Annotated in this window: 23 protein-coding genes; 13 read left to right on the top strand and 10 right to left on the bottom strand. The window is 64.6% G+C overall.

Going from position 1 to position 22,079, the window contains the following annotated elements; all coding sequences use genetic code 11:
• The coding region (locus GX414_14660; GenBank protein NLI48342.1) for a glycosyltransferase at positions 1 to 418 on the bottom strand (418 nt) is incomplete at its 3' end.
• A 138-nt stretch (positions 419 to 556) separates the two neighbouring features.
• Here GX414_14660 and GX414_14655 point away from each other — a divergent pair.
• From GX414_14655 to GX414_14645, 3 genes are read left to right on the top strand one after another with little or no spacing between them, the layout of a single operon-like run.
• Positions 557 to 1,000: an NUDIX hydrolase gene (locus GX414_14655; GenBank protein NLI48341.1), complete on the top strand. Its 444-nt coding sequence runs from the start codon at positions 557 to 559 to the stop codon at positions 998 to 1,000.
• On the top strand, positions 997 to 1,851 hold the full coding sequence (locus tag GX414_14650) for an alpha/beta hydrolase (GenBank protein ID NLI48340.1): 855 nt from the start codon (positions 997 to 999) through the stop codon (positions 1,849 to 1,851). Before GX414_14655 ends, GX414_14650 begins: the two co-directional genes overlap by 4 nt.
• Positions 1,848 to 3,467, top strand: a complete 1,620-nt coding sequence (locus GX414_14645; protein ID NLI48339.1) for a HAMP domain-containing protein — start codon at positions 1,848 to 1,850, stop codon at positions 3,465 to 3,467. The genes GX414_14650 and GX414_14645 overlap by 4 nt, the downstream gene beginning before the upstream one ends.
• A gap of 57 nt (positions 3,468 to 3,524) precedes the next feature.
• On the opposite strand, the gene GX414_14640 is transcribed toward GX414_14645, so the two are convergent.
• The gene (locus tag GX414_14640; protein ID NLI48338.1) at positions 3,525 to 4,091 is read right to left on the bottom strand and encodes an inorganic diphosphatase; all 567 of its coding nucleotides are present in this window, start codon (positions 4,089 to 4,091) and stop codon (positions 3,525 to 3,527) included.
• 108 nt (positions 4,092 to 4,199) lie between these two features.
• Between GX414_14640 and GX414_14635 the strand changes: the two genes are divergently transcribed.
• Both GX414_14635 and GX414_14630 read left to right on the top strand, forming a co-directional pair.
• Entirely contained in the window at positions 4,200 to 5,123 is a 924-nt protein-coding gene (locus tag GX414_14635; GenBank protein ID NLI48337.1) for a universal stress protein, read from the top strand.
• A 48-nt stretch (positions 5,124 to 5,171) separates the two neighbouring features.
• Positions 5,172 to 5,978 carry a lipoate--protein ligase family protein gene (locus GX414_14630; protein ID NLI48336.1) on the top strand — a complete coding sequence of 269 codons (807 nt, stop codon included), beginning with the start codon at positions 5,172 to 5,174 and terminating at the stop codon, positions 5,976 to 5,978.
• Between the two features lie 10 nt (positions 5,979 to 5,988).
• Here the strand turns inward: GX414_14630 and GX414_14625 are convergent, their stop codons facing one another.
• The 7 genes from GX414_14625 to GX414_14595 form a co-directional block, all read right to left on the bottom strand.
• Complete coding sequence (locus GX414_14625) at positions 5,989 to 6,780, bottom strand: TonB family protein (protein NLI48335.1); 792 nt, start codon at positions 6,778 to 6,780, stop codon at positions 5,989 to 5,991.
• A gap of 419 nt (positions 6,781 to 7,199) precedes the next feature.
• Positions 7,200 to 8,549, bottom strand: a complete 1,350-nt coding sequence (locus GX414_14620) for a metal ABC transporter permease (GenBank protein ID NLI48334.1) — start codon at positions 8,547 to 8,549, stop codon at positions 7,200 to 7,202.
• Between the two features lie 14 nt (positions 8,550 to 8,563).
• Positions 8,564 to 8,785 carry a hypothetical protein gene (locus GX414_14615; GenBank protein NLI48333.1) on the bottom strand — a complete coding sequence of 74 codons (222 nt, stop codon included), beginning with the start codon at positions 8,783 to 8,785 and terminating at the stop codon, positions 8,564 to 8,566.
• Between the two features lie 8 nt (positions 8,786 to 8,793).
• Entirely contained in the window at positions 8,794 to 9,633 is an 840-nt protein-coding gene (locus tag GX414_14610) for a zinc ABC transporter solute-binding protein (protein NLI48332.1), read from the bottom strand.
• 13 nt (positions 9,634 to 9,646) lie between these two features.
• Positions 9,647 to 11,098 carry a hypothetical protein gene (locus tag GX414_14605; protein ID NLI48331.1) on the bottom strand — a complete coding sequence of 484 codons (1,452 nt, stop codon included), beginning with the start codon at positions 11,096 to 11,098 and terminating at the stop codon, positions 9,647 to 9,649.
• A 42-nt stretch (positions 11,099 to 11,140) separates the two neighbouring features.
• Complete coding sequence (locus tag GX414_14600; GenBank protein ID NLI48330.1) at positions 11,141 to 11,629, bottom strand: hypothetical protein; 489 nt, start codon at positions 11,627 to 11,629, stop codon at positions 11,141 to 11,143.
• A gap of 292 nt (positions 11,630 to 11,921) precedes the next feature.
• Positions 11,922 to 13,058, bottom strand: a complete 1,137-nt coding sequence (locus tag GX414_14595; GenBank protein ID NLI48329.1) for a hypothetical protein — start codon at positions 13,056 to 13,058, stop codon at positions 11,922 to 11,924.
• A 122-nt stretch (positions 13,059 to 13,180) separates the two neighbouring features.
• Here GX414_14595 and uvsE point away from each other — a divergent pair, with 122 nt between their 5' ends.
• The 4 genes from uvsE (at position 13,181) to corA (ending at position 19,169) form a co-directional block, all read left to right on the top strand.
• A complete protein-coding gene (gene uvsE, locus GX414_14590) occupies positions 13,181 to 14,122 on the top strand; it encodes a UV DNA damage repair endonuclease UvsE (GenBank protein NLI48328.1) in 942 nt (313 codons plus the stop codon).
• A gap of 140 nt (positions 14,123 to 14,262) precedes the next feature.
• Positions 14,263 to 16,401 carry a M3 family metallopeptidase gene (locus tag GX414_14585; GenBank protein ID NLI48327.1) on the top strand — a complete coding sequence of 713 codons (2,139 nt, stop codon included), beginning with the start codon at positions 14,263 to 14,265 and terminating at the stop codon, positions 16,399 to 16,401.
• 364 nt (positions 16,402 to 16,765) lie between these two features.
• Entirely contained in the window at positions 16,766 to 18,058 is a 1,293-nt protein-coding gene (locus GX414_14580) for a deoxyribodipyrimidine photolyase (GenBank protein NLI48326.1), read from the top strand.
• Between the two features lie 40 nt (positions 18,059 to 18,098).
• Entirely contained in the window at positions 18,099 to 19,169 is a 1,071-nt protein-coding gene (gene corA / locus GX414_14575) for a magnesium/cobalt transporter CorA (protein ID NLI48325.1), read from the top strand.
• 119 nt (positions 19,170 to 19,288) lie between these two features.
• Here the strand turns inward: corA and GX414_14570 are convergent, their stop codons facing one another.
• Complete coding sequence (locus GX414_14570) at positions 19,289 to 19,570, bottom strand: EutN/CcmL family microcompartment protein (protein NLI48324.1); 282 nt, start codon at positions 19,568 to 19,570, stop codon at positions 19,289 to 19,291.
• Positions 19,571 to 19,661: 91 nt separating this feature from the next.
• On the opposite strand from GX414_14570, the gene GX414_14565 reads away from it, so the two are divergent.
• The 4 genes from GX414_14565 to purQ all read left to right on the top strand — a co-directional run bounded on the left by GX414_14565 (position 19,662) and on the right by purQ (position 22,040).
• On the top strand, positions 19,662 to 19,979 hold the full coding sequence (locus GX414_14565; GenBank protein ID NLI48323.1) for a EutN/CcmL family microcompartment protein: 318 nt from the start codon (positions 19,662 to 19,664) through the stop codon (positions 19,977 to 19,979).
• A 96-nt stretch (positions 19,980 to 20,075) separates the two neighbouring features.
• Positions 20,076 to 21,038 (top strand): D-glycerate dehydrogenase, encoded by a 963-nt coding sequence (locus GX414_14560; protein ID NLI48322.1) that lies wholly within the window; start codon positions 20,076 to 20,078, stop codon positions 21,036 to 21,038.
• Between the two features lie 58 nt (positions 21,039 to 21,096).
• Positions 21,097 to 21,345: a phosphoribosylformylglycinamidine synthase subunit PurS gene (gene purS / locus GX414_14555; protein ID NLI48321.1), complete on the top strand. Its 249-nt coding sequence runs from the start codon at positions 21,097 to 21,099 to the stop codon at positions 21,343 to 21,345.
• Positions 21,342 to 22,040, top strand: a complete 699-nt coding sequence (gene purQ / locus GX414_14550; protein ID NLI48320.1) for a phosphoribosylformylglycinamidine synthase subunit PurQ — start codon at positions 21,342 to 21,344, stop codon at positions 22,038 to 22,040. The genes purS and purQ overlap by 4 nt, the downstream gene beginning before the upstream one ends.
• Positions 22,041 to 22,079 lie beyond the last annotated feature (39 nt).

Genomic DNA, 22,079 nt, shown 5'->3' with positions numbered 1-22,079 from the left:
TTTCCTTCATGCCCCGCAGCGACGGCCCGCGCACGGCGAACACCGCTCCGCGGCCCGCGTTGGCGCGCAGGCGGGCCATGTCCCAAAACAGATCCACCCGCCAGGGGCAATGGGGCTCCAGGTGGAAGACGAATTTGCCCGTTGCTTCCAGGAAACCGCGCAAGCTGGCCCCCCCCACCGGCACGGGGTCCTTGCTGCGGTAAATCTTCAGTTCGTCGTAGGCGGTGGTCAGCTCGCGCAGGATGCCCCAGGTGTGGTCACGGCTGCCGGCGTCCACGGCGATGATCTCGGCGCCGGGGATCTTGGCTGTGACGCGCTGGTGGATTTCCTCCACCAGGTTCAGCACCCCGTCCTCGCAGTCGAGCAGAGGCAGCACCACTGAGACGGTGGACTTGTCGGTTGCACGGTCCGTGGTCATGAGGTCGGCATCCGGGACTGAGGTTGAGCGGAAGCATTGTAGCAGAAAGCGGCGAGCCGGGAAAGTAGCCGTTGCATGGCTCCGGTGGTTCCGCTATATTAAACCTTAGGCAACAGTTGCGTCGACGCCAGCCGGGCAATGCCCGACGGAATCTACAGGAGCGCCGCCGTGCCGATCCGGACTCCCTTGCTGACCGTGGACCTGGTCATTCGGGTGGGCGATCCCCGACGGATCGTGCTCGTCCGCCGCCGCAACCCGCCGCCCGGCTGGGCGCTGCCCGGCGGATTCGTGGACGTGGGCGAAACCGTTGAGAGCGCGGCCGTGCGCGAGGCGGCGGAGGAGACCGGACTCCGCGTCCGACTGGCCGGGCTGCTGGGCGTCTACTCGGATCCGCGGCGCGATCCGCGGGGCCACACCGTCAGCGTCGTGTTCGTCGGCGACGCCGACGGGCAGCCGCAGGGCGGTGACGATGCCGCGGCGGCCGCGGTGTACGCCCTCGACGACCTGCCCGACCCGCTGGCGTTCGACCACGCCGTGATCCTCACCCACTATCGAAACCGGATGCGAGAGTTCGCCCGATGAAAAAGATCCTCATCATCTGCATGACCGTGGCCCTGCTGTTCCTGCTGGTCAAGGTGGTCGTGCTGCTGCTGCAGAACCGCTTCGTCTTTTTCCCCTACAAGGAGTATCCGCTGACCCCGGCCCAGCTGGGCCTGCCGGCGCAGGATGTGAACTTCACCACCCGCGACGGCGTGCGGCTGCATGGCTGGTTTTTCGCCGGCGAGCCCGGAGCGCCGGTGGTGCTCTTTTTCCACGGCAACGGCGGCAACATCGGCTACTGCCTGGAATTCGTTCAGCGGATGCGGCCCCTGGGCTGGAGCTGGTTCCTGCCCGATTACCGGGGCTACGGCCGGAGCGAAGGCCGGCCCACCGAGGCGGGCCTGTTCCGGGACGGCGAGGCCGCGCTGGAGGTCGTGCGGGCGCAATTCTGTCCGGAACCGGAACGGCTCGTGCTGTGGGGATTCTCCATCGGCAATGTTCCCGCCACCTATCTGGCCAGCCGGGAAAAAGCCGGCTGCCTGGTGCTGGAGGCGCCCTTCTTCAACGCCGAGGCGATGGCGGTGGAAAAGCCGCTGCTCCAGGCGCTCTTTTTCTTCTCGTCGCTGGAACTGGACACGTCGGCCTACGTGCGGGCCTGTGAACTGCCCAAGCTGTTCATCCACGGCACCCAGGACACGATTGTGCCCCTCGACCAGAGCCAGGCATTGTTCCGCCTGGCGCCGCCGCCCAAGGATTTCTATCCGGTGCCGGAGGCGGATCACAACAACATCTTCCTGGTCGGCGGCGACACATATCGTGAGGCAGTGGCGCGGTTCGTGCGCACCCATCTGCGCACCGGCGGCACCCCGCCGCCACCGGGGGCGGCACCATGATCTCCATTTCGCTGCGCTGGAAGCTGATCCTGGTCACGAGCCTGCTCATCGCCCTGATCTTCTCGTTCAACGCCTACCAGTTTTACCGCATCCAGCGCCAGATTCTGGAGAACCAGATCCGCGAAAAGGTGGACGCGTACACCATGCTTTCGTCCCGGCCGCTCGTCGAGGCATTCAACAACTACTTCCACAGCGGCTTCATCAAGTTCAAAGAGCTGTTGCTGGACATCCTGGTGCTGAGCCAGGACGTCCGCACGATCGAGCTCATCGATGTCAACGGAGTGATCCTGTTTGACTCGGCGGAAATCCAGCAGACGTCGGTCGCCCCGGACAATCCGGCGGGCCGCGTCATCACCGACCCGGACATCCTGAGCCGGATTCGCGGGATCGAAAAGAGCGTCGATTACCACGTCGCCCACGCCGACGGCGAGGCCATCGAAGTGATCTACCCCTTTGTGGAGGAGTGGGGGAAGCACAGCTACACGCTGCGGTACACCTTCGGATATCAGGAGATGGAGCGGAGCCTGGCCCAGGTCACCACGCGCATGATTCAGTCGGCCGTGCTGTTCGTGCTCCTGGGCATCCTCGGCTCGTTCTTCTTCGCCGTGGGCATCACCGGTCCCGTGAAGGAACTCGCCGCGGCGGCCCGCCAGGTGGGCGCCGGCAACCTGGACGTGCGGGTGCCGCCGGTGCGCACCCGCGACGAACTGGCGGGTCTGGCCAGCACATTCGATTCCATGATCCAGAATCTGCGCACCACCATCAAGGAGAAGGATGAGTACGCCGGCGAGCTGCACCGCCTCTATCTGGACATGGAGGAGAAGGTGCGCGAGCGCACGCGCGAGCTGGCCGAGAAGAACGAGCTGCTGCAGGGCGCCGTGCGGGAAGCGCAGGCCGCCGACCGGGCCAAGAGCGCGTTTCTCGCCAGCATGTCCCACGAGCTGCGGACACCGCTCAACTCGATCATCGGTTTCTCCGGGGTTCTGCTGCAGGAGCTCTACGGCCCGCTCAACGAAAACGAGCGCCGCGACATCACCACCATCTACAACAGCGCCCGCCACCTCTTGGGGCTGATCAACGACATCCTTGACATCTCCAAGATCGAGGCGGGGAAATTCGAGCTCATCGTCGAACGGGTCAACCTCAAGCCCATCTTGCATGCGGTCATCAACACCGGCGCGGGGCTGCTGAAGAACAAGCAGATCGAGCTCGGCCTGACCATCGACGAACCGCTGCCCAACGTCATGGGGGATGCCGGGCGGATCCAGCAGGTGCTGCTCAACCTGGTCAGCAACGGGATCAAGTTCACCCGCAAGGGCCAGGTCACCGTGTCGGCGGGCCTGGCCAAGCACAACCCGGCGTTTGTCAGCATTTCGGTTCGGGACACGGGCATCGGGATCAAGCCGGAGAATCTGCCCAAGATCTTCACCGAATTCGTGCAACTGGAAAACCCGACCGGCGACACACAGTCGGGGACGGGGCTGGGGCTGTCCATCGCGCGCCGGTTCGTGGAGATCATGGGCGGCCAGCTGAGCGTGGAGAGCCAGTGGACCGTCGGCTCCACCTTCACCTTCACTCTGCCGCGAGCCGACAACGGGCCGGAACCCTGCGCGTGAATCTGCAGTGCCGGCGGTTGCGCCGACTGATGGACGAATGGGCGACGGGTGGAAGGGCTACCGCGCCGGCCAGCCGTAACGCGCCCGCAGTTCTGCTGCCTTCTGTTCGAACACCCGCAGGCTGTCTTGGATGATCCGGTAGGCGTCGAAGCGGCCCATGAACCGCTCCACCGTGACCTTGCGGTGCTCCAGCGCCTTGTAGTCCTCAAAGAAGCGCTGCAGCTCCTGCAGCTTATGGTCGGGCAGCTCGGCGATGTCCCGGTAGTGCATGTACTCCGGGTCGTTGGCATGGATGGCGATGATCTTGTCGTCCTCCTCCTTCTCGTCCACCATCTGCATCACGCCGATGGCGCGGGCGTACAGAAGGGACAGCGGATGCACCGGCTCCTGACCCAGCACGAGCACGTCGAGGGGATCATCGTCGCCGAGGCAGTATGACTTCGGGATGAAACCGTAGTTGGCCGGATAGTGCACCGCCGAGTACAGCACCCGGTCCACCCGCAGCAGGCCGGTCGCCTTGTCCATCTCGTATTTGTTCTTGGAGCCTTTGGGAATCTCGATCAGCGCGAAGAATTCCTTGGGTGTGTTTTCACCGACACCGACGTCAAACCAAGGATGCTTCATGGAGGCTCCTGTCCGGTCGGAGTGGTTATGGGCTCTTGTCGCCACGGCGATGAGGGTATTATAGTAAAATGAAAGCAACAACCGCAATCTCAACCCGGGGGTGCCATCATGACCATCGGGCGGATTCTCTTTGCCACCGACTTCAGCCGGCACGCCCAGACCGCGTACCTGTACGCGCTATCGCTGGCGCAGGCGCATGGCGCCGGTCTGGACATCCTACACGTCTGCTGTGAGGGGGACTGGAGCGAGGAGGATAGTGAGGCGTGCACCCGGCTGAAAGCGGAGTTTTCGGCGTATGCAGAGGGGCAGATGGCGAGGTACCAGGCCCCGTTGAAGGCGGCGATCACGGATGTCCGTACCCATGTCGTGTTCGGCCGGCGGGCGTCCCAGGAGGTCGCTCGGTGCGCCGGCGAGTGGGGCGTCGACCTGGTGGTCGCGGGCAGCCGGGGCACCGGCGGATTGAAGCGGTGGATTTACGGATCCACTCTCGACCGGATGCTCAAGCTCCTCAGCAAGCCCGTCCTGTCGGTGACGGAGCGACCGGACCTGGCGGTGGACCCGGCCGATCCGGCCACCTACGTCCGATTCCAGCGGATCCTGGTGCCGGTGGACTTCTCCGAATGTTCCCTGTCGGCGGTGCGCATGGCGCGCGGGTTAGGGACGCCCGCCGGCTCCGTCATCCAGCTTCTGCACGTGCTGGAGGATGTCTTCCCCATCGGTTTCGATGTGGGGATGGTGGTCCCGTTCCCCAATTTCCACGAGGGCCGGCTGGCCGGCGCCCGGCAGCGTCTCCAGACGGTGGCCGACGGCCTCGCCGGCTACGCCGGAACGGTGACCACCGAGGTCGTCCCGGGGGTGTCGGCGCTGGAGATTCTGGACCGTGCGCAGGAAGGCGGCAGCGATCTCATCGTCATGGGCCTCCACGGCCGCGATTTCACAGGGGAGCGGTTCATCGGCGCCGTGACCGACAAGGTTATCCGCCACGCCGCCTGCCCGGTGGTGACCATGACGTGTCCGCTGGAATGCCCTTGAATCGCCGGACCGGCTTGGGTATAGTGCCCCCTTTCGAGGAGGTGCCCCATGGCCGGACCTTGGCGGATCATCATCGACGGTGCGCTCAGCGGGATCGAGAACATGGCCCGCGACGCCGCGGTGCTGGAGCTGGCGGAAACCGCCGGCTCACCCCAAACCACGCTGCGCTTCTACCAGTGGGATGTGCCCACCCTGAGTCTGGGCAACAAGCAGGACGTGGCCCGCGCCGCCGACGCGGCGTTCTGCCGCGACAACGGCGTGGCGATCGTCCGCCGGCCCACCGGCGGCGGGGCGGTGCTCCACCACCTGGAACTCACCTACAGCGTGGTCTCGAATGACCGGGACCACTTCCCGGTCCAGCGCATTCTGGACATCTACCTGTGCATCTCCCGGGCGCTGTGCCGCGGTCTCCAGCTGCTGGGCGCGCCGGCGGCGATTCAGAACCACGGCAGCCTGGCCCCGACGCGCAGCGACAATTACATCCACAATCCGCACCCTTGCTTTTCCAGCGCCTCCCATTACGAGATCATTGTGGGCGAGCGGAAGATCATCGGCAGCGCCCAGAAACGCCTCCGCGCCGCCTTCCTCCAGCACGGCTCCATCCCGTACGCCTACGACTGGCGGCTGCAAGCGGGCGCCATGGGGGTCGAGGCCGCCCCGCTGCAGGCGGTCATGGCCTCAATCGGCGACTTTGTTACGCCGACACCGCCGTATGCCGACCTGGCGGGGGCCTTCGCCCGGGGTTTCGCCGAGGAGTTCAGGCTCGCTGACGCCGCCCCGCGGGGCGCGTTCACTCCGGCGGAACTGGAGCGCGCCCGGGCTCTGGCCGGTCAGTTCGCCGTGCCTTCCGAATGAGCGGGGACTTCTAATACAGCGTGAAGCTGACTTCGATGGTGACGTAGCAGTCCACCGGCCGGCCGTCCTTCATCGCCGGCCGGAACTTCCATTTGGTGGCCACCGTGGTGAGGGCCTCCTCGTCCAGGCCGTAGCCGAGGCTGCGGATGACCTTGAGACTGTCCACGCGGCCGTCCTTGCGGATGATCCCGTACAGCAGCACGATGCCGGAGATGCGGTTGCGGATGGCGTCGTCGGTGAATTTGGGCGACGGCTTGATCACCGCCTCGGGGGGGATGATGCCCGCGCCGACCGAGTAGACCCCGTCCCCCTCGCCGGGGCCGATGCCGCCGCCGGTGCCGCCGCCGTAGCCGCCGCCGGTGCCGCCGCCGGTGGTGCCGCCGCCCGGCGCGTAGATCTCGCCGAGGCTCAGGTCGTTGACGATCTCGCCTTCGAATGTGGGCAGGGTGATCTTCTCCGGTTCGTAGGTGGGTTCCGGCTGGTCAGGTGTCAGATCGGGCACGGGGACGAAGACCGGGTCCGGCTTGGGGATGGTGGTGGCCTGTTGGGGCGTCTCGGGACTCGGCTTGGTGACGCCGCGGCCGCCACCGGCGTTCTGGGGCGGCGCCAGCGACTGAATGTTGACCAGGCGGTAGACGGTGGGCTCGAGCATGCGGGACGCCAAGTCGGGGAAGCGGATGAAGAAGATGATGATGTGGAAGATGATCGCGGCGATGATGGCGGGGCGCAGGGGCCGCCGCTCCTCGCGGAAGAGGAGGTCGGAGAGCGCTTCGCGTTTGATGCTCTGGCTGTTCTCGGTCATGTTTCGCCCGTCGGTTGCCTGCCGAACCGCCGTATTCTACCTGCCGTCAGGGTCCAAGTCAACGCTCCCTGTATACCGCCGGCGACCGGTTCGAAGCGTCAGCCACAGGGAGTTAGATTGCTTCTACGGGGATAAAGTTTAAAAAGTTGCCCACGGACCGCAGCCGGCGGCGGAATCAACCCGGCATCCGATGAAGCACGCGGTATCGTCCCGGCAGACTTCCCAAGTGAACCGTCTCGCCGTCGGACGCGGGGACCTGAGAAATCCGATCCGCCTGAACCGATTGGTGACGGACGCGCACGCCGCGCCGATTGGGCAACATCACCCGAAGCCGTGACCGGAAACAAACGTTTGTTTTTTGATGACCACCGCCCGGCCGGGACATCCGGTCCGCCGGGGGCGGCGTTGTCTTTTCACCCTTATAATGACCCCGTGCCCCGACGGACGCGGGGGAAGCTTCGAAGATGTCGGCAGATCCGCTTGATGGATGGTGCATTGGCAGCGTAGTCCAACTGCGGGTCAAATCCAAACTTCCGACCCGTGGTCTCCTTCAAGATCTGCACCAACTCTTCACGGTACAGTACGGCCATGTCATCATCGGCCAATGCGATCACCAGGTACTCCAATCCCTTTCGTGGCTCAGCGTTCAGCTGGATCCGGATGTATTCGATCCGCGCTTCGGGACCGGCCCGGTCCAGATACTCGGTGATTCGACTGGTCGCCACACAGAAACCGACCCGATCCGACAACAGCCGGTGCTGGATCTCACGCTCCTGGGCATCACGCTCGATCGCCACCGAACGATCCCGGCCGAGATCCTGCTCGACCAGTTGCGCCTCCTCGCTCACGGCGATTGTCGAGGAGGCGATCCAGGTGCCCACGAACCACAGCGCCGCGGCGACCAGGAACACCATGGCGATGCCGGCCGCGAACAATCGCCAAGCCCGCTTTCGGTCTTCAGCCCGGACCAGAAAGATGACAATGCCGGCCAGGACCAACGCCACACCGTAGAAGGCGATCACCGCCGGACCGCTGGGAAGGTCCGCCGCCCACGACAGATACAGACCCACTGTGGTGACGATGGTTCCGGTCCCCCAGCCGATGAGCAACTGAGTGGACATGCGTTGCGTGAGTGAAAAGGCCAGAATGGCCGGCGCCACCAAAAACACGAACACCAGCAGCACGCCGGCGACACGGGTCGACAGACTGATCACCACGCCGAAGGTCAGATAAAAAACAAAGTCCCAGACGCCCACTTGCAGGCCCATCAACCGCGCATTTTCCGGATCGTCGGAAATCATCAGGAACTTCTTGCGCAGGAAAAAATGGATGCCCCCGATGCCGAGATAGACCGCCGCCGCCAGTGCGACGTCGGACCAGGTGACCCACAGCAGGTTGCCGACGAGAATGTCTTTCAGGTGTTCGGCGCCACGGGTCTTTTCAATCACCAGGATGGCCACGGCGCAGGAAACGGCATAGGTCAGCCCGATGATCGCCTCCTGGGGCACCCGCTCGTGCCGAAAACGGGTCACGGCGAAGACCGCAGCTCCGATGAACGTGAAAGCGATGGAAAAGAGCAGGGCGCCGGTGGTGTCCGGCATGATCCCGAACAGGAATCCGACCGTCGAACCCAGGGCGGCGATCTGGGCCAGTGCCAGATCCACGAATATCACCCGGCGCTTCAGCACATGGATGCCCAAATAGGTGTGGATGGCAACCAACACCAGGCATTCAACGAACGGGGCGGCCATCAGTTCCAGAATGTTCATGTCACACCCGGCTATCAGGAACTGGCTGGATGGCGCGATCCGTTTTCCAGCGCAGCGTTTTTGAGTTCGCGGATCCAGATGTCGAACATGTCAAAAAATGTTCGCATGTCCGGCTGGCTGCCGGGCGCCAAGGCAACGATCACTGGCCTAGCGCCGACTCGTTCGGCGACTTTTTTCACCTGAGCGATGTCGAAATAGTTTTCGGCCCACAGGATGTGGATGTGCTGACTGTGCATCTTGTCGATCACCGTCGTGATGTGGCCCGGGGTGGGGGGATGCCCGGCTTGGGCTCCAGGTAATCGACGATCTCGATGTTGAACAGTTCGGCGAAATAGCTGATGTTTTTATGATACGCGACAATCTTCAAGCCGCGCAACGGCTCGGCGGCCTTCATCCAGCCGCCGAGGCGAGCCGACAACGGCTGGCCGTGGTATTGCTTGTTTTCAAGAAATGAAAACAGTTGGCCCTTTTGCGCCAGGTCGGTCAGCACCCTGCCGCCCAGCAGCCGGACCAACTCGTCGCCGAACGTCCGCCGGTCGATTTCCTCGATGAAGCGTTTGAGGTTCTGGTCGAAATACTCAGCGTGTTCGGGCGCGTTCCGCTTCAGACCGACGCAGATGTTTTCGGCTATGGTTTTCCCGTTGAGCGGACTGGTGTGGATGTGGGGGTTGCCGTAGATGTGCACGTCACCTTCCGCCCGGGAGATCGTGACCGGTGTCTCGAGCAGGCGCAACCCGGCGCTGGCGGAAACGTAGCCTTTCTGACCGCTGCGAATGTTCGGATTGCCGGACATATCCACCAGGGCCGGTGACCACATTTCCAGATCCATACCGGTGGCCACATAGACGTCTGCTGATTTGAGCATCACGGCCAAACTGGGCTTTGGGCGGACGATGTGAGGGTCCTGATTGCCCTCCACTATGTGTGACACGACTACCTTGTCGCCGCCGATATACTCTGCAATGGAGTGGTAGGCCGAGTAGGTCACAACCACCCGCAATTTGCCGTCCGCCGTCCGGGCGGGGACCGAGCCCCAACATAGGGCGCCCAGTATCAAAAAGAGCCACGGGAGTCGATTGTTCATGGAGTTACTCCTGTCAATATTTTTCATGCTTGTGGGGTCCCGCCGCGAAGTTGAGCTGGAGCAGCAGGCGGTTGTCGGTGCGTGGCATGAAGCCACCCGTTTCCGACCAGGCCGGCAGGTTGCGGCCGTATTGGTATTCCAGCCGGAGATAAACGAACTCACTCTGCCAGAAGGTGAGGTAGGGGACCACATCCCACGCGACCAGGTCGCGCTGGCGGAAGGTCGGCCGGGCGGCGTCACCCCGGATGCCCGCAAACCATCGCGCCGAGAGTTGTTTCTGCAGGTAGGAATACAACCCCCAGGATCTCGAATACACCGTCCCGGCGTCAGGAGGCAGCTCCTTGTCCACAAAATAAAATTCGGTCCGCCAGGTCAACTGGTCATATTTGGCGCGGGTCTGCGGCGACCAGAAGAGAGTCAGGTCCATGCCGGCGGCAAGGGTACGCCGCCAGGGCTCGTCGATCAACTCGCCCGCTTCATTCGCCCAGCCGCGTCGGTTGTTGCCGCCGAACATTCCGGTCAGGCCGAATTCCAGGTAGGTGCTGGCACTGAGATCGTAATAGTTCTTCAGATGGACCAAGGTGCTGGGAACGCTGAAGTGCTGACCGGAGAACAGGGTCTCGTCGTCGCCGTCGACCACCTCCAGCGTCAGCTCGTTGGCATGCGCCCACAGCGGCGGCATCAACCATTTGACCATGACCCCGTTGCCGACCAGGCCCTCCTCGCCCAGCACCAGGCGGAGAGCGGCCGGATAGCTGGTCTGGTCCAGATCGTGATCGTGCCATCGGTTGAGGATGCCGAAATTCTGCCGAAAACGCCCCGTCGTGAATGAAATGGCGGGAATGACTCCGGACCAGTTGATATAGACTTCTTCGATGTCGACGCCGTGCTCGGGTGAAAAATGAAAAGCGCTCTTAAAACTCGAGTAGGGATCCAACTGATGCTGAAAATGCAGGCCGTCCGACCGCGTTTGAAAGCCGCTGCGATCGGTCTCGCCGGCGTAGAACTTGCCGTCGTCGATGATCACGGTGCCGAGAAAATCGGCGCAGAAAGTGATTTCGGGATTCAACTTCTGCAGCGCCAAGCCTCCCTCAAGAAACTCCCGCTGTTCCGGCTTGGATTCCTCGCCGGCCTGCAAGGCGGCCGCCTGCGCTTCCTGGATCATCTGGCGCTGCTCGTCGATGTCCAGGCGCTCCATCAGAACGCCCAGTTTCTGTTCGAGTTCCCGCACCCTGTCTTCGAGCTGGCGAATCCGCTCGTCCCGGGCATCAACGGGTTGTTGGACTGGCGTGACGGCGGGTGACGGCGCCGGGTGCGCCGGATCATCAGCGGCGGTAGTCAGGCCGCTGAGCAAAAGGGTCAGAACGATAGCCAGTGAGATGGGTACAATTTGTGGCCTTATACTCATGGTTTGAATTCTCCCAAATGAGTGCATGTCGTCTGGCGGCAAACAGCCGGTTTCCAAACGCGAAGGATCTGATGATCGATGAAGAACGGTTTTTGCTGACTAGTGACAGGAAGCCCGGGGAGGGGAGTGTTTGGGAGAGAGCAGCACCAGCGGGCATGATCCGGTGAAATCAATCGACCAGACCATCGGTGCCACCAGGGTGACGACTGGTTGTCTGACCTCGGTTGCCTGGAATGAACCGGCCGACTTGGATTCAAAGCAAAGTTTCAGAATGTCGCAACCGTGATGGCGATGATTCCAGGCGCGCGACGCAGGGTCGAGCGGCTGCACGGTTTCATGAGCCGGGTCTTCGGTGACTGTGAGGATCGAGTCGAGGACGTCAGTCGGATAAATATCTTCGATCTGGTAATGGATCCTGCAGTATCGGTGGGTGTGATCGGCGAAAAACAAGTGCAGAATCTGGTGGGCCGGAAACAAGCCGAAGGTGACCAGAAGCAGCACGGCAACGAGCGTCTTGCCGCCGTGCTGGAATCGCCGGTTTCGGTTAGGTGGTGGCCAATGCTGAGCGTGCTTCAGTATCGTCATCACGTTTTGTTTCAATTCATGGTCAGCCGGAAGAGTGCCGGGCTGATTCGTCGATTCAACTCACGGAATACAGCATACTCCAAAAACAGGGCGACGGAAAGGCATACGTCTAACCGGTGCCTGTTGTTGCATGAATCCCGGAGACGGTATGATGAATGAACGGGCTGGTCGGCTGAGGCGGTTGGGCGGATTGGTGCATCCGCCGCCTAGCGTCAGCGCACGCTACGGAGAGTGCAGGCAAACGATGGAACCGCCGATCGATGCATCCGCACCGCCGGTGTCCGCGGCGCCCCGGCTACCGGCGGGACCGGTAGTCGGGATCGTTGCGGTTGATCAGATCCAGGGCGCGCCACTCGGGATGGGCGCGGGTCGGGTTATGATTGGGATCGTCGCTCAGGAAATAGTTGCCGCGGCCGTCGGTGAAGGCGAAACGGTACGCCGGCAGCCAGGTTTCCTGACCGGTCTGGGGGTCGCGGGTCTCGATCTGGCCCGTGATGGCCTTGTAGAACTCCTCCTGGATGTCCGACCGGGTCTGGCTGCGGTGCTCGGTGATCTGCCGGTCGACGTCGTTCAGGTAGCGCAGCGTGTCTCCGTACTGTTTGGACCGCTCGGCGGCGGCGGCGGCGGCCCGGGCCGCCCACTGGGGATCCAGTCGGAAGGTCTTCAGGCAGATCTCCATGATCCGGCCGTCCTCGCGCCAGCGGCTCTGGGGCGCCAGCCAACCGGCGGTGAACACGGTGGACCAGATCATGTCCTGCAGATTGTAAAGCACCGTGTAAATGCGGCCGTAACTGGGAACCCCCCGCACCATGCAGACGAAATCGGCATAACCGGCCTGGTAATGGGAGGCGACACTTGGCACGAGGGCCTTGAGCGCCGGGACGGGCACCACGTCCCCGACGAAGTGCGGGTTCCGGATCTCTTGGGCGGCCAGTTGTCCGAAGACGATGACCTCCAGGTACTGGCGGATCGACAGGTATGGGTACAGCCAACAGCCGTTCTGCACCTGGCCCGGCTGCGGTTGCAGCATGCCCATGCTGCTCCGGGCGGTGACCGCGGGATCCTGAAAGTAGAAACGTGGATAGTAGCCGAAGAACGATTGACCGTCCGGGCTGGTGACCCGGAAGCGGATGTTGTATTCCACCAGGTCCACAACGTTCCAGCCGAGTCCGGACCCGATCATCCCGCCGTCCGCCTGCCAGCCTTTGGGGATGAGCATCTGGAAAGCGCCCTGCGACTGCTCCCGATACAGGGTGAGGTAGGTCCCGGAGCCGGACGGCGCCGCCGGCAGCGCCGTGCGTTGAGCCGGGGCGGCGGCGTCCGGTGCAGAACCCTCCGGCGGAGACGTCGGATTGTCGCCGGAGACGAAGGCGCACCCCGCCAGCAGCACCATTGCGGCCGTCAAGCACAGGCTGATCATGGTGTCATTCATGCGACCCTCATAATTCGGAGAGTGAGGATCGGCGCGCGCCGGTCCTGAAGCAGGAATTATACATTATCCCCAAGTCAGCAGACCAAGCCGCGCTGCCTGGACAGCCGGTGTACACTGGAACCATGCGGATCGGCTACCCGTGCATCAACCGATCGATTCCCCCCGCCCGGGTCCGGACGTTCCGGCTGGCCTCCTATTCCTCCGCCCGCCTGAGGGAGACCGTGGCGGCCAACCTGGACTTCCTGGCGGCGATGGTGCGCTACAACATCAGGCACGGTCTGGGGTTCCTGCGGATCAGTTCGGACCTGGTCCCCTTCGCCTCCCACCCGGTGTGTGTCGATGACTGGGGCGGCGCCTTCCGGGAGCGATTCGCCGAAATCGGGCGGATGATCCGGGACAACCGGATGCGCATCTCGATGCACCCCGACCAGTTCACCCTGATCAACGCGCAAGAGCCCGAGATCGTTCGGCGCAGCGTCCGCGAGCTCGAGTACCACGTTCGCGTGCTGGAACTGCTGGAGCTCGACGACGCAGCCAAGGTGCAGATCCACGTGGGTGGCGTGTACGGCGATCGGGCGGAGAGCCTGGCGCGCTTCGCGCGGAACTGGGCCCGGCTGCCGGCGGCGGTCCGACGGCGGCTGGTGGTGGAAAACGATGACCGCAACTATCCCGTGAGCGACTGCCTGGAGCTTCACGTCCGCTGTGGGATCCCGGTTCTGTTCGACACGTTCCATCACGCGATCCGGAACCGGGGCGAACCGATGGCTGGGGCGCTTGCCGCCGCCGCCCGGACTTGGTCCGCTTCAGACGGCCCGCCCATGGTTGATTACAGCAGCCAGGCGCCGGACGCGCGACCCGGTACCCACAGCCACTCGCTGGACGCGGCTGATTTTCAGACATTCTTGCGGGATACCCGTCCCTACGACTTCGACCTCATGCTGGAGATCAAGGACAAGGAGCGGAGCGCGCTCCGGGCGCTGGCGCTGGCGGTTGGCGATCCGCGACTGCAGCCGGCCGCGGGGTTGCGGTTCGAGCCGGACGGCGGACAGCCGTCGATTCCATAAAACTTCGACTCGGTGCATCCGTATCATCAGTTTCCGCCGGCTGTCGCGGCAGGCTTGATCCGGCGGGCGTTTTTGTCTAGGATGGGCTTTCGCATTCCGTTCATGGAGAGGTCACTATGCGCATGTTTCTGCTGTTGGCGATGACGGGACTCCTGCTGGGCGCGCTCGGTCTGGCGCAAGCCTCCGAATCGACCGCCAAAAAGAGTCCCTGCGCCCCCGGGTGCGGCGGCTGCGACACGGCGGCGCAGCCGGCCACGGCGGCCAATCCGTTCTTAGCCCCTTACGGCACCCCGTACAACGTGCCGCCGTTCGAAAAGATCAAACTGGAGCATTTTCGTCCCGCCTTCGAAGAGGGCATGAAACGGAATCTGGCCGAAATCGATGCCATCGTCAACAATCCGCAACCGCCTACCTTCGCCAACACCATTGAAGCACTGGACCGGTCCGGCGAGCTGCTGGGCGAGGTGAGCTCGGTGTTCTTCGGCCGGGTGTCGGTGGACACCAACGACGAGATCCAGAAACTCAACCAGGAGATCGCACCCCGCCTGGCGGCCCACCGGGACGCCATTGCGATGAATTCCAAGCTCTTCATGCGGGTGCGGATGCTCTACAACCAGCGCGAGCAGCTCGGCTTGACCGGCGAACAGCTGTACCTGCTGGAGAATCTGTACCGGGGCTATATCCGCAGCGGCGTCAGCCTGCCGGAAGTGGAGCAGGAGAAACTGCGTGCCATCAACCGCCAGCTCTCGGTGCTGGGCGTCCAGTACAGCCAGAACGTGCTGGCCGAAACCAACGCCTACCGGCTGGTGATCGAAAAATCCGAAGACCTGGCCGGACTCCCCGAGTCCGTGGTGGCCGCGGCAGCCGATGCGGCCAAAGAGGCGGGGTTGGCCGGCAAGTGGGTGTTCACCACCCAGAAACCCAGCATGCTGCCGTTCCTGCAGTACGCGCAGAACCGCGAACTGCGCCGGCAGCTCTACACCGCCTACATCCAGCGCGGCGACAACGACAACGCCAGCGACAACAAGGCCATCCTCAACGACATCATGAAACTCCGGGTGGAGCGGGCCAAACTGCTGGGCTACCCCACCTACGCCCACTACATCCTGGAGAACCGGATGGCCCGCACTCCCGACCGCGTGTATGACCTGCTGAACCGCCTCTGGGCGGCGGCGCTTCCCGTGGCCCGCAAGGAGGCGCAGCAGCTGCAGGCCATCATCGACCAGGAAGGCGGCGGATTCAAGCTGGCGTCCTGGGACTGGTGGTATTACGCTGAAAAGCTCCGCAAGTCCCGGTACGACCTGGACGACGCCGAGCTGCGGCCCTACTTCAGGCTGGACAATGTGCGCGACGGCGTGTTCTACGTCGCCAACCGGCTGTACGGTCTCTCTTTCGAGCCGCTGGCCGACATGCCGAAGCCCCATCCCGAAGCCCAGGTGTTCCGGGTGAAGGACAAGGACGGTTCCCACCTCGGCATTTTGTACATGGATTTTCATCCCCGGACCAGCAAGCGCGCGGGTGCCTGGTGCGGTGCGTATCGCAGTGAGCACAAGCGCAACGGCCAGAAGGTTCCGCCGGTGGTGACGCTGGTGACCAACTGCACGCGGCCCTCCGGCGACGGGCCGGCGTTGCTGAGCCTCGAGGAGGTCAGCACGCTGTTCCACGAGTTCGGTCACGCCCTCGACAACCTGCTCGCCAACGTGACCTATGACACGACCTTCCGCGCCACCGACTTCGTGGAACTGCCGTCCCAGATCATGGAGCACTGGGCGATCGAGCCGGAGGTGCTGCGCCAGTATGCCCGGCACTACCAGACCGGTGCGGTGATCCCCGACGCGCTGGTGACCAAGATCAACAAGAGCCGCCTGTTCAACCAGGGTTTCGAAACCGTGGAATACCTGGCCGCGTCGCTCCTGGACATGAAATACCACACACTGACCGAGCCGCAGGATCTGGACATCGACAAGTTCGAGTCCGATTATCTCAACACCATCGGCCTGATTCCCGAGATCGTCAGCCGGTACCGCAGCACCTATTTCACCCATATCATCGGCGGCTACGCGGCCGGCTACTACAGCTACATCTGGTCGGGCGTGCTGGACTGTGACGCCTTTGAGGCATTCAAGGAGACCAGCCTGTTCGACGCGAAGACGGCCGACGCCTTCCGCAAGCACGTCCTCGAGGTCAACGGCACCATGGACTCCGATGTGATGTACCGCAACTTCCGCGGCCGCGATCCGAAGATCGAGCCCCTGTTGAAGAACCGCGGCCTGAACTAGATCCGTTCCGACTGTTGCCGCCGATGCCCCGGCCGGATGCCCCGCATCCGGCCGGCTTTTTTTAGTGAGGAGTTCAGCGGGAACAGTAAGCGGTGAACAGTGGACAAGAATAGGAAATAGTATGTAGTTGGGGGCATCAACCATCAACCATCAACTATTGACCGTCATCTGTTGCCGAACCTGCTGATTCGCACGCCTGGTAACCGGTGAACCCGGACTGCCACCCCTGCTCACTCCTCGCTCCACACTCCCAACTCTCCTGTGGTAGACTGGCAGGGTGAAACCGACTCAAATCGTGGAACCTGAGCGGATCCAATCTCTGAACGACCGGCCGGCGCGGCGCGGACAATACGTGCTCTATTGGATGCAAGCGGCCCAGCGCGCCGATGCCAACCACGCCCTGGCCCTGGCCGTTGCGGAAGCCGACGCGCGCGATCTGCCGGTGGTGGCGTACTTCGGGCTCACGGAACAATATCCCGGCGCCAACGCCCGCCACTTCGCCTTCATGCTGCAGGGGCTGGCCGAGACACAGCGGACGCTGGCCGAGCGGGGCATCCGGCTGATGGTGCGGCGCGAACCGCCGGCCGCCGGAGCGCTGGCTCTGGCGGCGGACGCCGCACTCACGGTGGTGGACGCCGGCTACCTCCGCCACCAGCGCGAGTGGCGCGCCGTGGCCGCAGCGCGGAGCGAATGCCCGTTCCTCCAAGTGGAGACCGACGTGGTGGTCCCGGTGGGCGTCGCCTCGCCCAAGGACGAATTCACCGCCGCCACCTTCCGCCCCAAGATCCGCCGGGCGCTGGCTCGCTTTTTCGTGCCGCCGCCACCGGCGCGGGCGCCGCGGCGTTCGTCGCTCCGCTTCGATTTGGATGCCTTCGACATCGCCGATCCCGCGGCGGCGCTCGAGCGCCTGGACGTGGACCGCTCGGTCCCACCGGTGTGCGGCTGGCCGGGCGGGGCGGCGGCGGCCCGCGCCCGGCTGGCCGCGTTCGTCGCCGGCGGCCTCGACGCGTATCCCGACCGGCGCAACGACCCAAACGCCGGCGCCGTGTCGGGCCTGAGCCCGTACCTGCACTTCGGACAGCTTTCGCCGCTGGAGGCGGCCCTGGCCGCGCAGGCCTCCGGCTCGCCCGGCGCCGAGGCGTTCCTCGAAGAACTCATCGTCCGCCGCGAGCTGGCCGTCAACTTCGTCTGGTATAACCCGGCCTACGACGGCTACCACGGCCTGCCGTCCTGGGCGCGCGCCGACCTCAATCGTCACGCCAAGGATCCGCGCCCGGCGCGCTACACCCCCGCGGAGCTGGAACGCGCCGCCACCCATGATCCGTACTGGAACGCCGCCCAGCTCGAGCTGGTGCACACCGGCAAGATGCACGGCTACATGCGGATGTACTGGGGAAAGAAAATCCTCGAATGGAGTGCCTCGCCCCGCGACGCCTTCCGCGTCGCCGTCCGTCTCAACGACCGCTACGAGCTGGACGGCCGCGACCCCAATGGTTACGCCGGCGTGGCCTGGTGTTTTGGCAAGCACGACCGGCCTTGGGGCGAACGGCCCGTGTTCGGGAAAGTCCGCTGCATGGTCGCCGCCGGTTTGAAGCGCAAGTTCGACGCCGACGGCTACGCCGCGCGGATGCGCGCACTGGCCGGGGCGGACGCGTGACGCGCCGCCGCCCCGGATTCGGTTTCGGAGGAGGATGCCCATGAGCCGCAGGTCCCGCCGCCACCGCCGCCAGGCGGTGGGGTTGTCGCCCGGCACCCTGGTCCATATGGGCGAACAGAAGACCGACCAGATCCGGGGCGAGCTGACCCGCTACGGTCCCGATCGGTTGGAGACCGGACCGGTGGTCCTGGACCAGCTGCGCCAGTGGCCGCACACCGACGGGGACAAGCTCTGGTTAAATATCGAAGGGCTGCACGACGTGGCCGCCGTGGGCCGGGTCGGTGAAGCATTCGGCATCCATCCGCTGACGATGGAAGACATCCTGAACACCTTTCACCGGCCCAAGGCGGAAGTGTTCGGCGACTATCTGTTCGTCGTCCTCAAGATGCTGGAATTCGACGAGGCCGCCCAGGAACTCCAGGCGGAACAGGTCAGCCTGGTGATGGGCCGCGGATACGTTGTCTCCTTCCAGGAGGGGCGCCAGGGCGACAGCTTTGACCCGGTGCGGAACCGGTTGAAGGATCCCGGCGGCCGACTGCGCCGGCTGGGCAGCGATTATCTGGCCTACGCCCTGATGGACGTGATCGTCGACCACTACTTCGTCATTCTGGAGCGCTTGGGCGATCAGATGGAGGAACTGGAGGACCACCTGGTCAACGCGCCCACCACCGAGACGCTGCATACCATCCACCGGCTCAAGCGCGACATTCTGATGGTGCGCCGGGCGGTCTGGCCGCTGCGTGAAATGGCGCTGTCCCTGGAACGCCACGAGACGCCCCTGATCCAGGCGGAGAACGCCATCTACTATCGGGACCTGTACGACCACGTGATCCAGATCATCGACACCGTGGAGACCTACCGCGAGATGCTCGCCGGCATGCTCGACATCTACCTGTCCAGTCTCAGCAACCGGATGAACGGCGTGATGAAGGTGCTCACCACCATCGCCACCCTGTTCATGCCTCTGTCGTTCATCGCCGGTTTCTACGGGATGAACTTCCAGCACATGCCGGAGCTCGCCCAACCGTGGGCGTACCCGGCGGTGATCGGCGTGATGCTGCTGGTGGCCGGCGGTATGCTGCTATTCTTCAAGCGGAAAGATTGGCTCTGATTTCAGCCGGTGAATCGGCGATTCGGCGAACCTGCGAACCTTTAAACGGTTCGAGGACAGGGGCGAATACGATCACGATTGCAATTCCGATCACGAATCACGGTGGCGCACACGAGATTCTAGCCTTGGACCTCGGGCTTGACATTCACTCGATCGACGACGCCGAGCACGCAGGCGTCGGCGGGCACCTCTTCGGGCAGGAACGGCAGGGCGGCCTCCCGGGCGGTGACGTAGAAGACCCGTTCGCCGGCGCCCACACCGACCGCGTCCAGGGCGGCGAACGGTTCTCCCACCGGGCGGTCCGCCTCGTCCACCTCCTGCAGCAGCAGGATCCGCTTCCCGGTCAGGGACGGGTTTTTCACGGTGGCGACGACGCAGCCGATGGTGCGAGCCAGGCGCATGGCGGACCTCCGCGGATTCGGGCTGCCGCCCGCGGGACGGGCCGTTCGGGCGGCGCTTTCCATTTAGCATAAACGCGGTATAATAACCACTGTGATTTTGGCGAGAGTCCTCGGCAGCGTCGAGTCCACCGTCAAGCACCTTCAATACGAAGGGCTCAAGCTCCTCTACGTCCAGCCTCTGGATGCCCGGAGCGGAATGCCCGCCGGCGATAAGCTCATCGCGGTGGACAGCGTCGACGCCGGCGCCGGCGACCTGGTCCTGGTCCTCGAGGAGGGCCGCTCGACCTGGGAGGCCGTCGGTCGGGAGATGGGGCCCATCAACCGCGCCGTCATCGGCGTGGTGGACGCCGTCGAATGGTTCTCGCCAGCCGGCGGGGCCCAGCGCCCGCCCGGCCCGCCGGCCCCCTGAGCGCGGGGCGTTGTCGGCCCGAATGGTCCGGCGGCCCGCCCGTGCCAGGGGGCGCCTGGGGATACTCCGGGCGAATGAACTTGGGAGAGAGGCGACATGCCGCCCGTGACCGTGCTGTTGACGCATCCGCTGCCGTTCGGAGCCGAACGGCGTTTTCCGGCTCACTTCACGCTGCGCCGGCCGCCGGGCGTCGCCTGGCCGGACCGCGCCGCGCTGACCGCGGCCCTGCCAGGCTGCCGCGGCCTGGTGTGCCTGCTCAGCGACACGATCGACGCGGCGCTCATCGAAGCCGCCCCCGACCTGCGGATCATCGCCAACGTTGGGGTAGGCTTCAACAACATCGACTGGGCGCACGCCCGGGCGCGGGGCATCACCGTCACCAACACGCCGGGGGCCCTGACTGAGGCCACGGCGGACTTGGCGCTGGCCCTGCTGCTGGCGGCCGCCCGCCGGGTGGTGGAAGCCGACCGCTACGTGCGCGCCGGCCGGTTCGCCGGTTGGGACCTGGAACTGCTGCTGGGCCTGGAGCTCAATGGCGCGACTCTGGGTATCGTCGGCCTGGGCCGCATCGGCCAGGCGGTGGCCCGCCGGGCGCGGGGATTCGGCATGCGGATCGTGTACCACAACCGCAATGCCGTCGATCCGGCGGTGGAGGCCGCACTCGAGGCGCGGTGGCTGCCGCTGGACGAGCTGCTCCGCGCAGCCGACGTGGTCAGCCTGCACTGCCCCCTGGAGCCGGCGACGCGGCACCTCATCGACGCGCGGGCGCTGGCGGCGATGAAACCGGGGGCGATCCTGATCAACACGGCCCGCGGCCCTGTTGTGGACGAAGCGGCGCTGGCCGACGCGCTGCGGGCCCGCCGGCTCCGCGCCGCCGGCCTGGACGTGTACGAGGGGGAGCCGGCGGTGCATCCCGGACTCCTGGCGCTGGACAACGTGGTGCTGCTGCCCCATATCGGTTCGGCCACGGATACGGCGCGGCGGGCCATCGTGCAGATGGCCGTGGACAACGTGGTCGCGTTTTTCGACACCGGCCGGCCGCTGCATCCGGTGTGCTGACAGCGGGCCGCGTCCCCGGCAGCGGCTGACGGACATTCCAAGGGACTCAGGTGGTGTTATGCGCGCAAAAGTGTATGTGACCTTGAAACGGGACGTCCTCGATCCGCAGGGCAAGACCGTCCAGCGGGCGGTCAAGAGCCTGGGCTTCAAGGAGGTTCTGGAGGTGCGTCAGGGCAAGTACTTTGAGCTCGCTCTGCCCGACGACGTCGCCGCGGACCGGGCCCGCCAGGTGGTGGAGGAGATCGCCCGGACCGTTCTGACCAACACGGTCATCGAGGACTTCCGCTTCGAGCTGGAGGGGGCATGAAATTCGGGATCGTCGTTTTCCCGGGTTCCAACTGCGACCACGACGCCTACCACGTGGCCAAGCACGTCCTGGGTGAGGAGGCGGTGTTCCTCTGGCACAAGGACGAGTCGCTGCAGGAGTGCGATGTGGTCATCCTGCCCGGCGGCTTTTCCTACGGCGATTACCTGCGCACGGGCGCCATCGCCCGCTTCTCGCCCATCATGAAGTGCGTCGGCCGGTTCGCCGCCAACGGCGGGCGGGTGATCGGGATCTGCAACGGCTTCCAGATCCTGCTGGAGGCGGGCCTGCTCCCCGGGGCGATGCTCAAGAACGAGCAGCTCAAGTTCGTCTGCCGGCACGTGCACTTGCGCGTGGAGACCCGCCGCACCCCCTTCACCGGCCTGTGCGCGCCGGGCGAGGTGCTCAGCATTCCGGTGGCGCACCACGACGGCAACTACTTCGCCGACGCAGCGACGCTGGCCGAGCTGAAGGCCCATGACCAGATCGTCTTCCGCTACTGCACTGAAGCGGGCCTCCTCCGCGCGGACGCCAACCCCAACGGGTCGGCGGAGCACATCGCCGGCATCTGCAACCGGGCGGGGAACGTGCTGGGGATGATGCCCCATCCGGAGCGGGCGGCCGAGGCGATGCTCGGCTCGGCCGACGGCCTCAAGATTTTCCAGTCCCTGCTGGCGGCCCATGCCGGGGCGCGGTGACGGGCGCCGGACCCGCGGGAGCGCGACCCATGACATCGA

It is taken from the genome of Acidobacteriota bacterium, assembly GCA_012517875.1.
Classification (GTDB): domain Bacteria; phylum Acidobacteriota; class JAAYUB01; order JAAYUB01; family JAAYUB01; genus JAAYUB01.
Note: the sequence above shows the minus strand (reverse complement) of the source record. Positions and strands in the feature narration are given on the sequence as shown.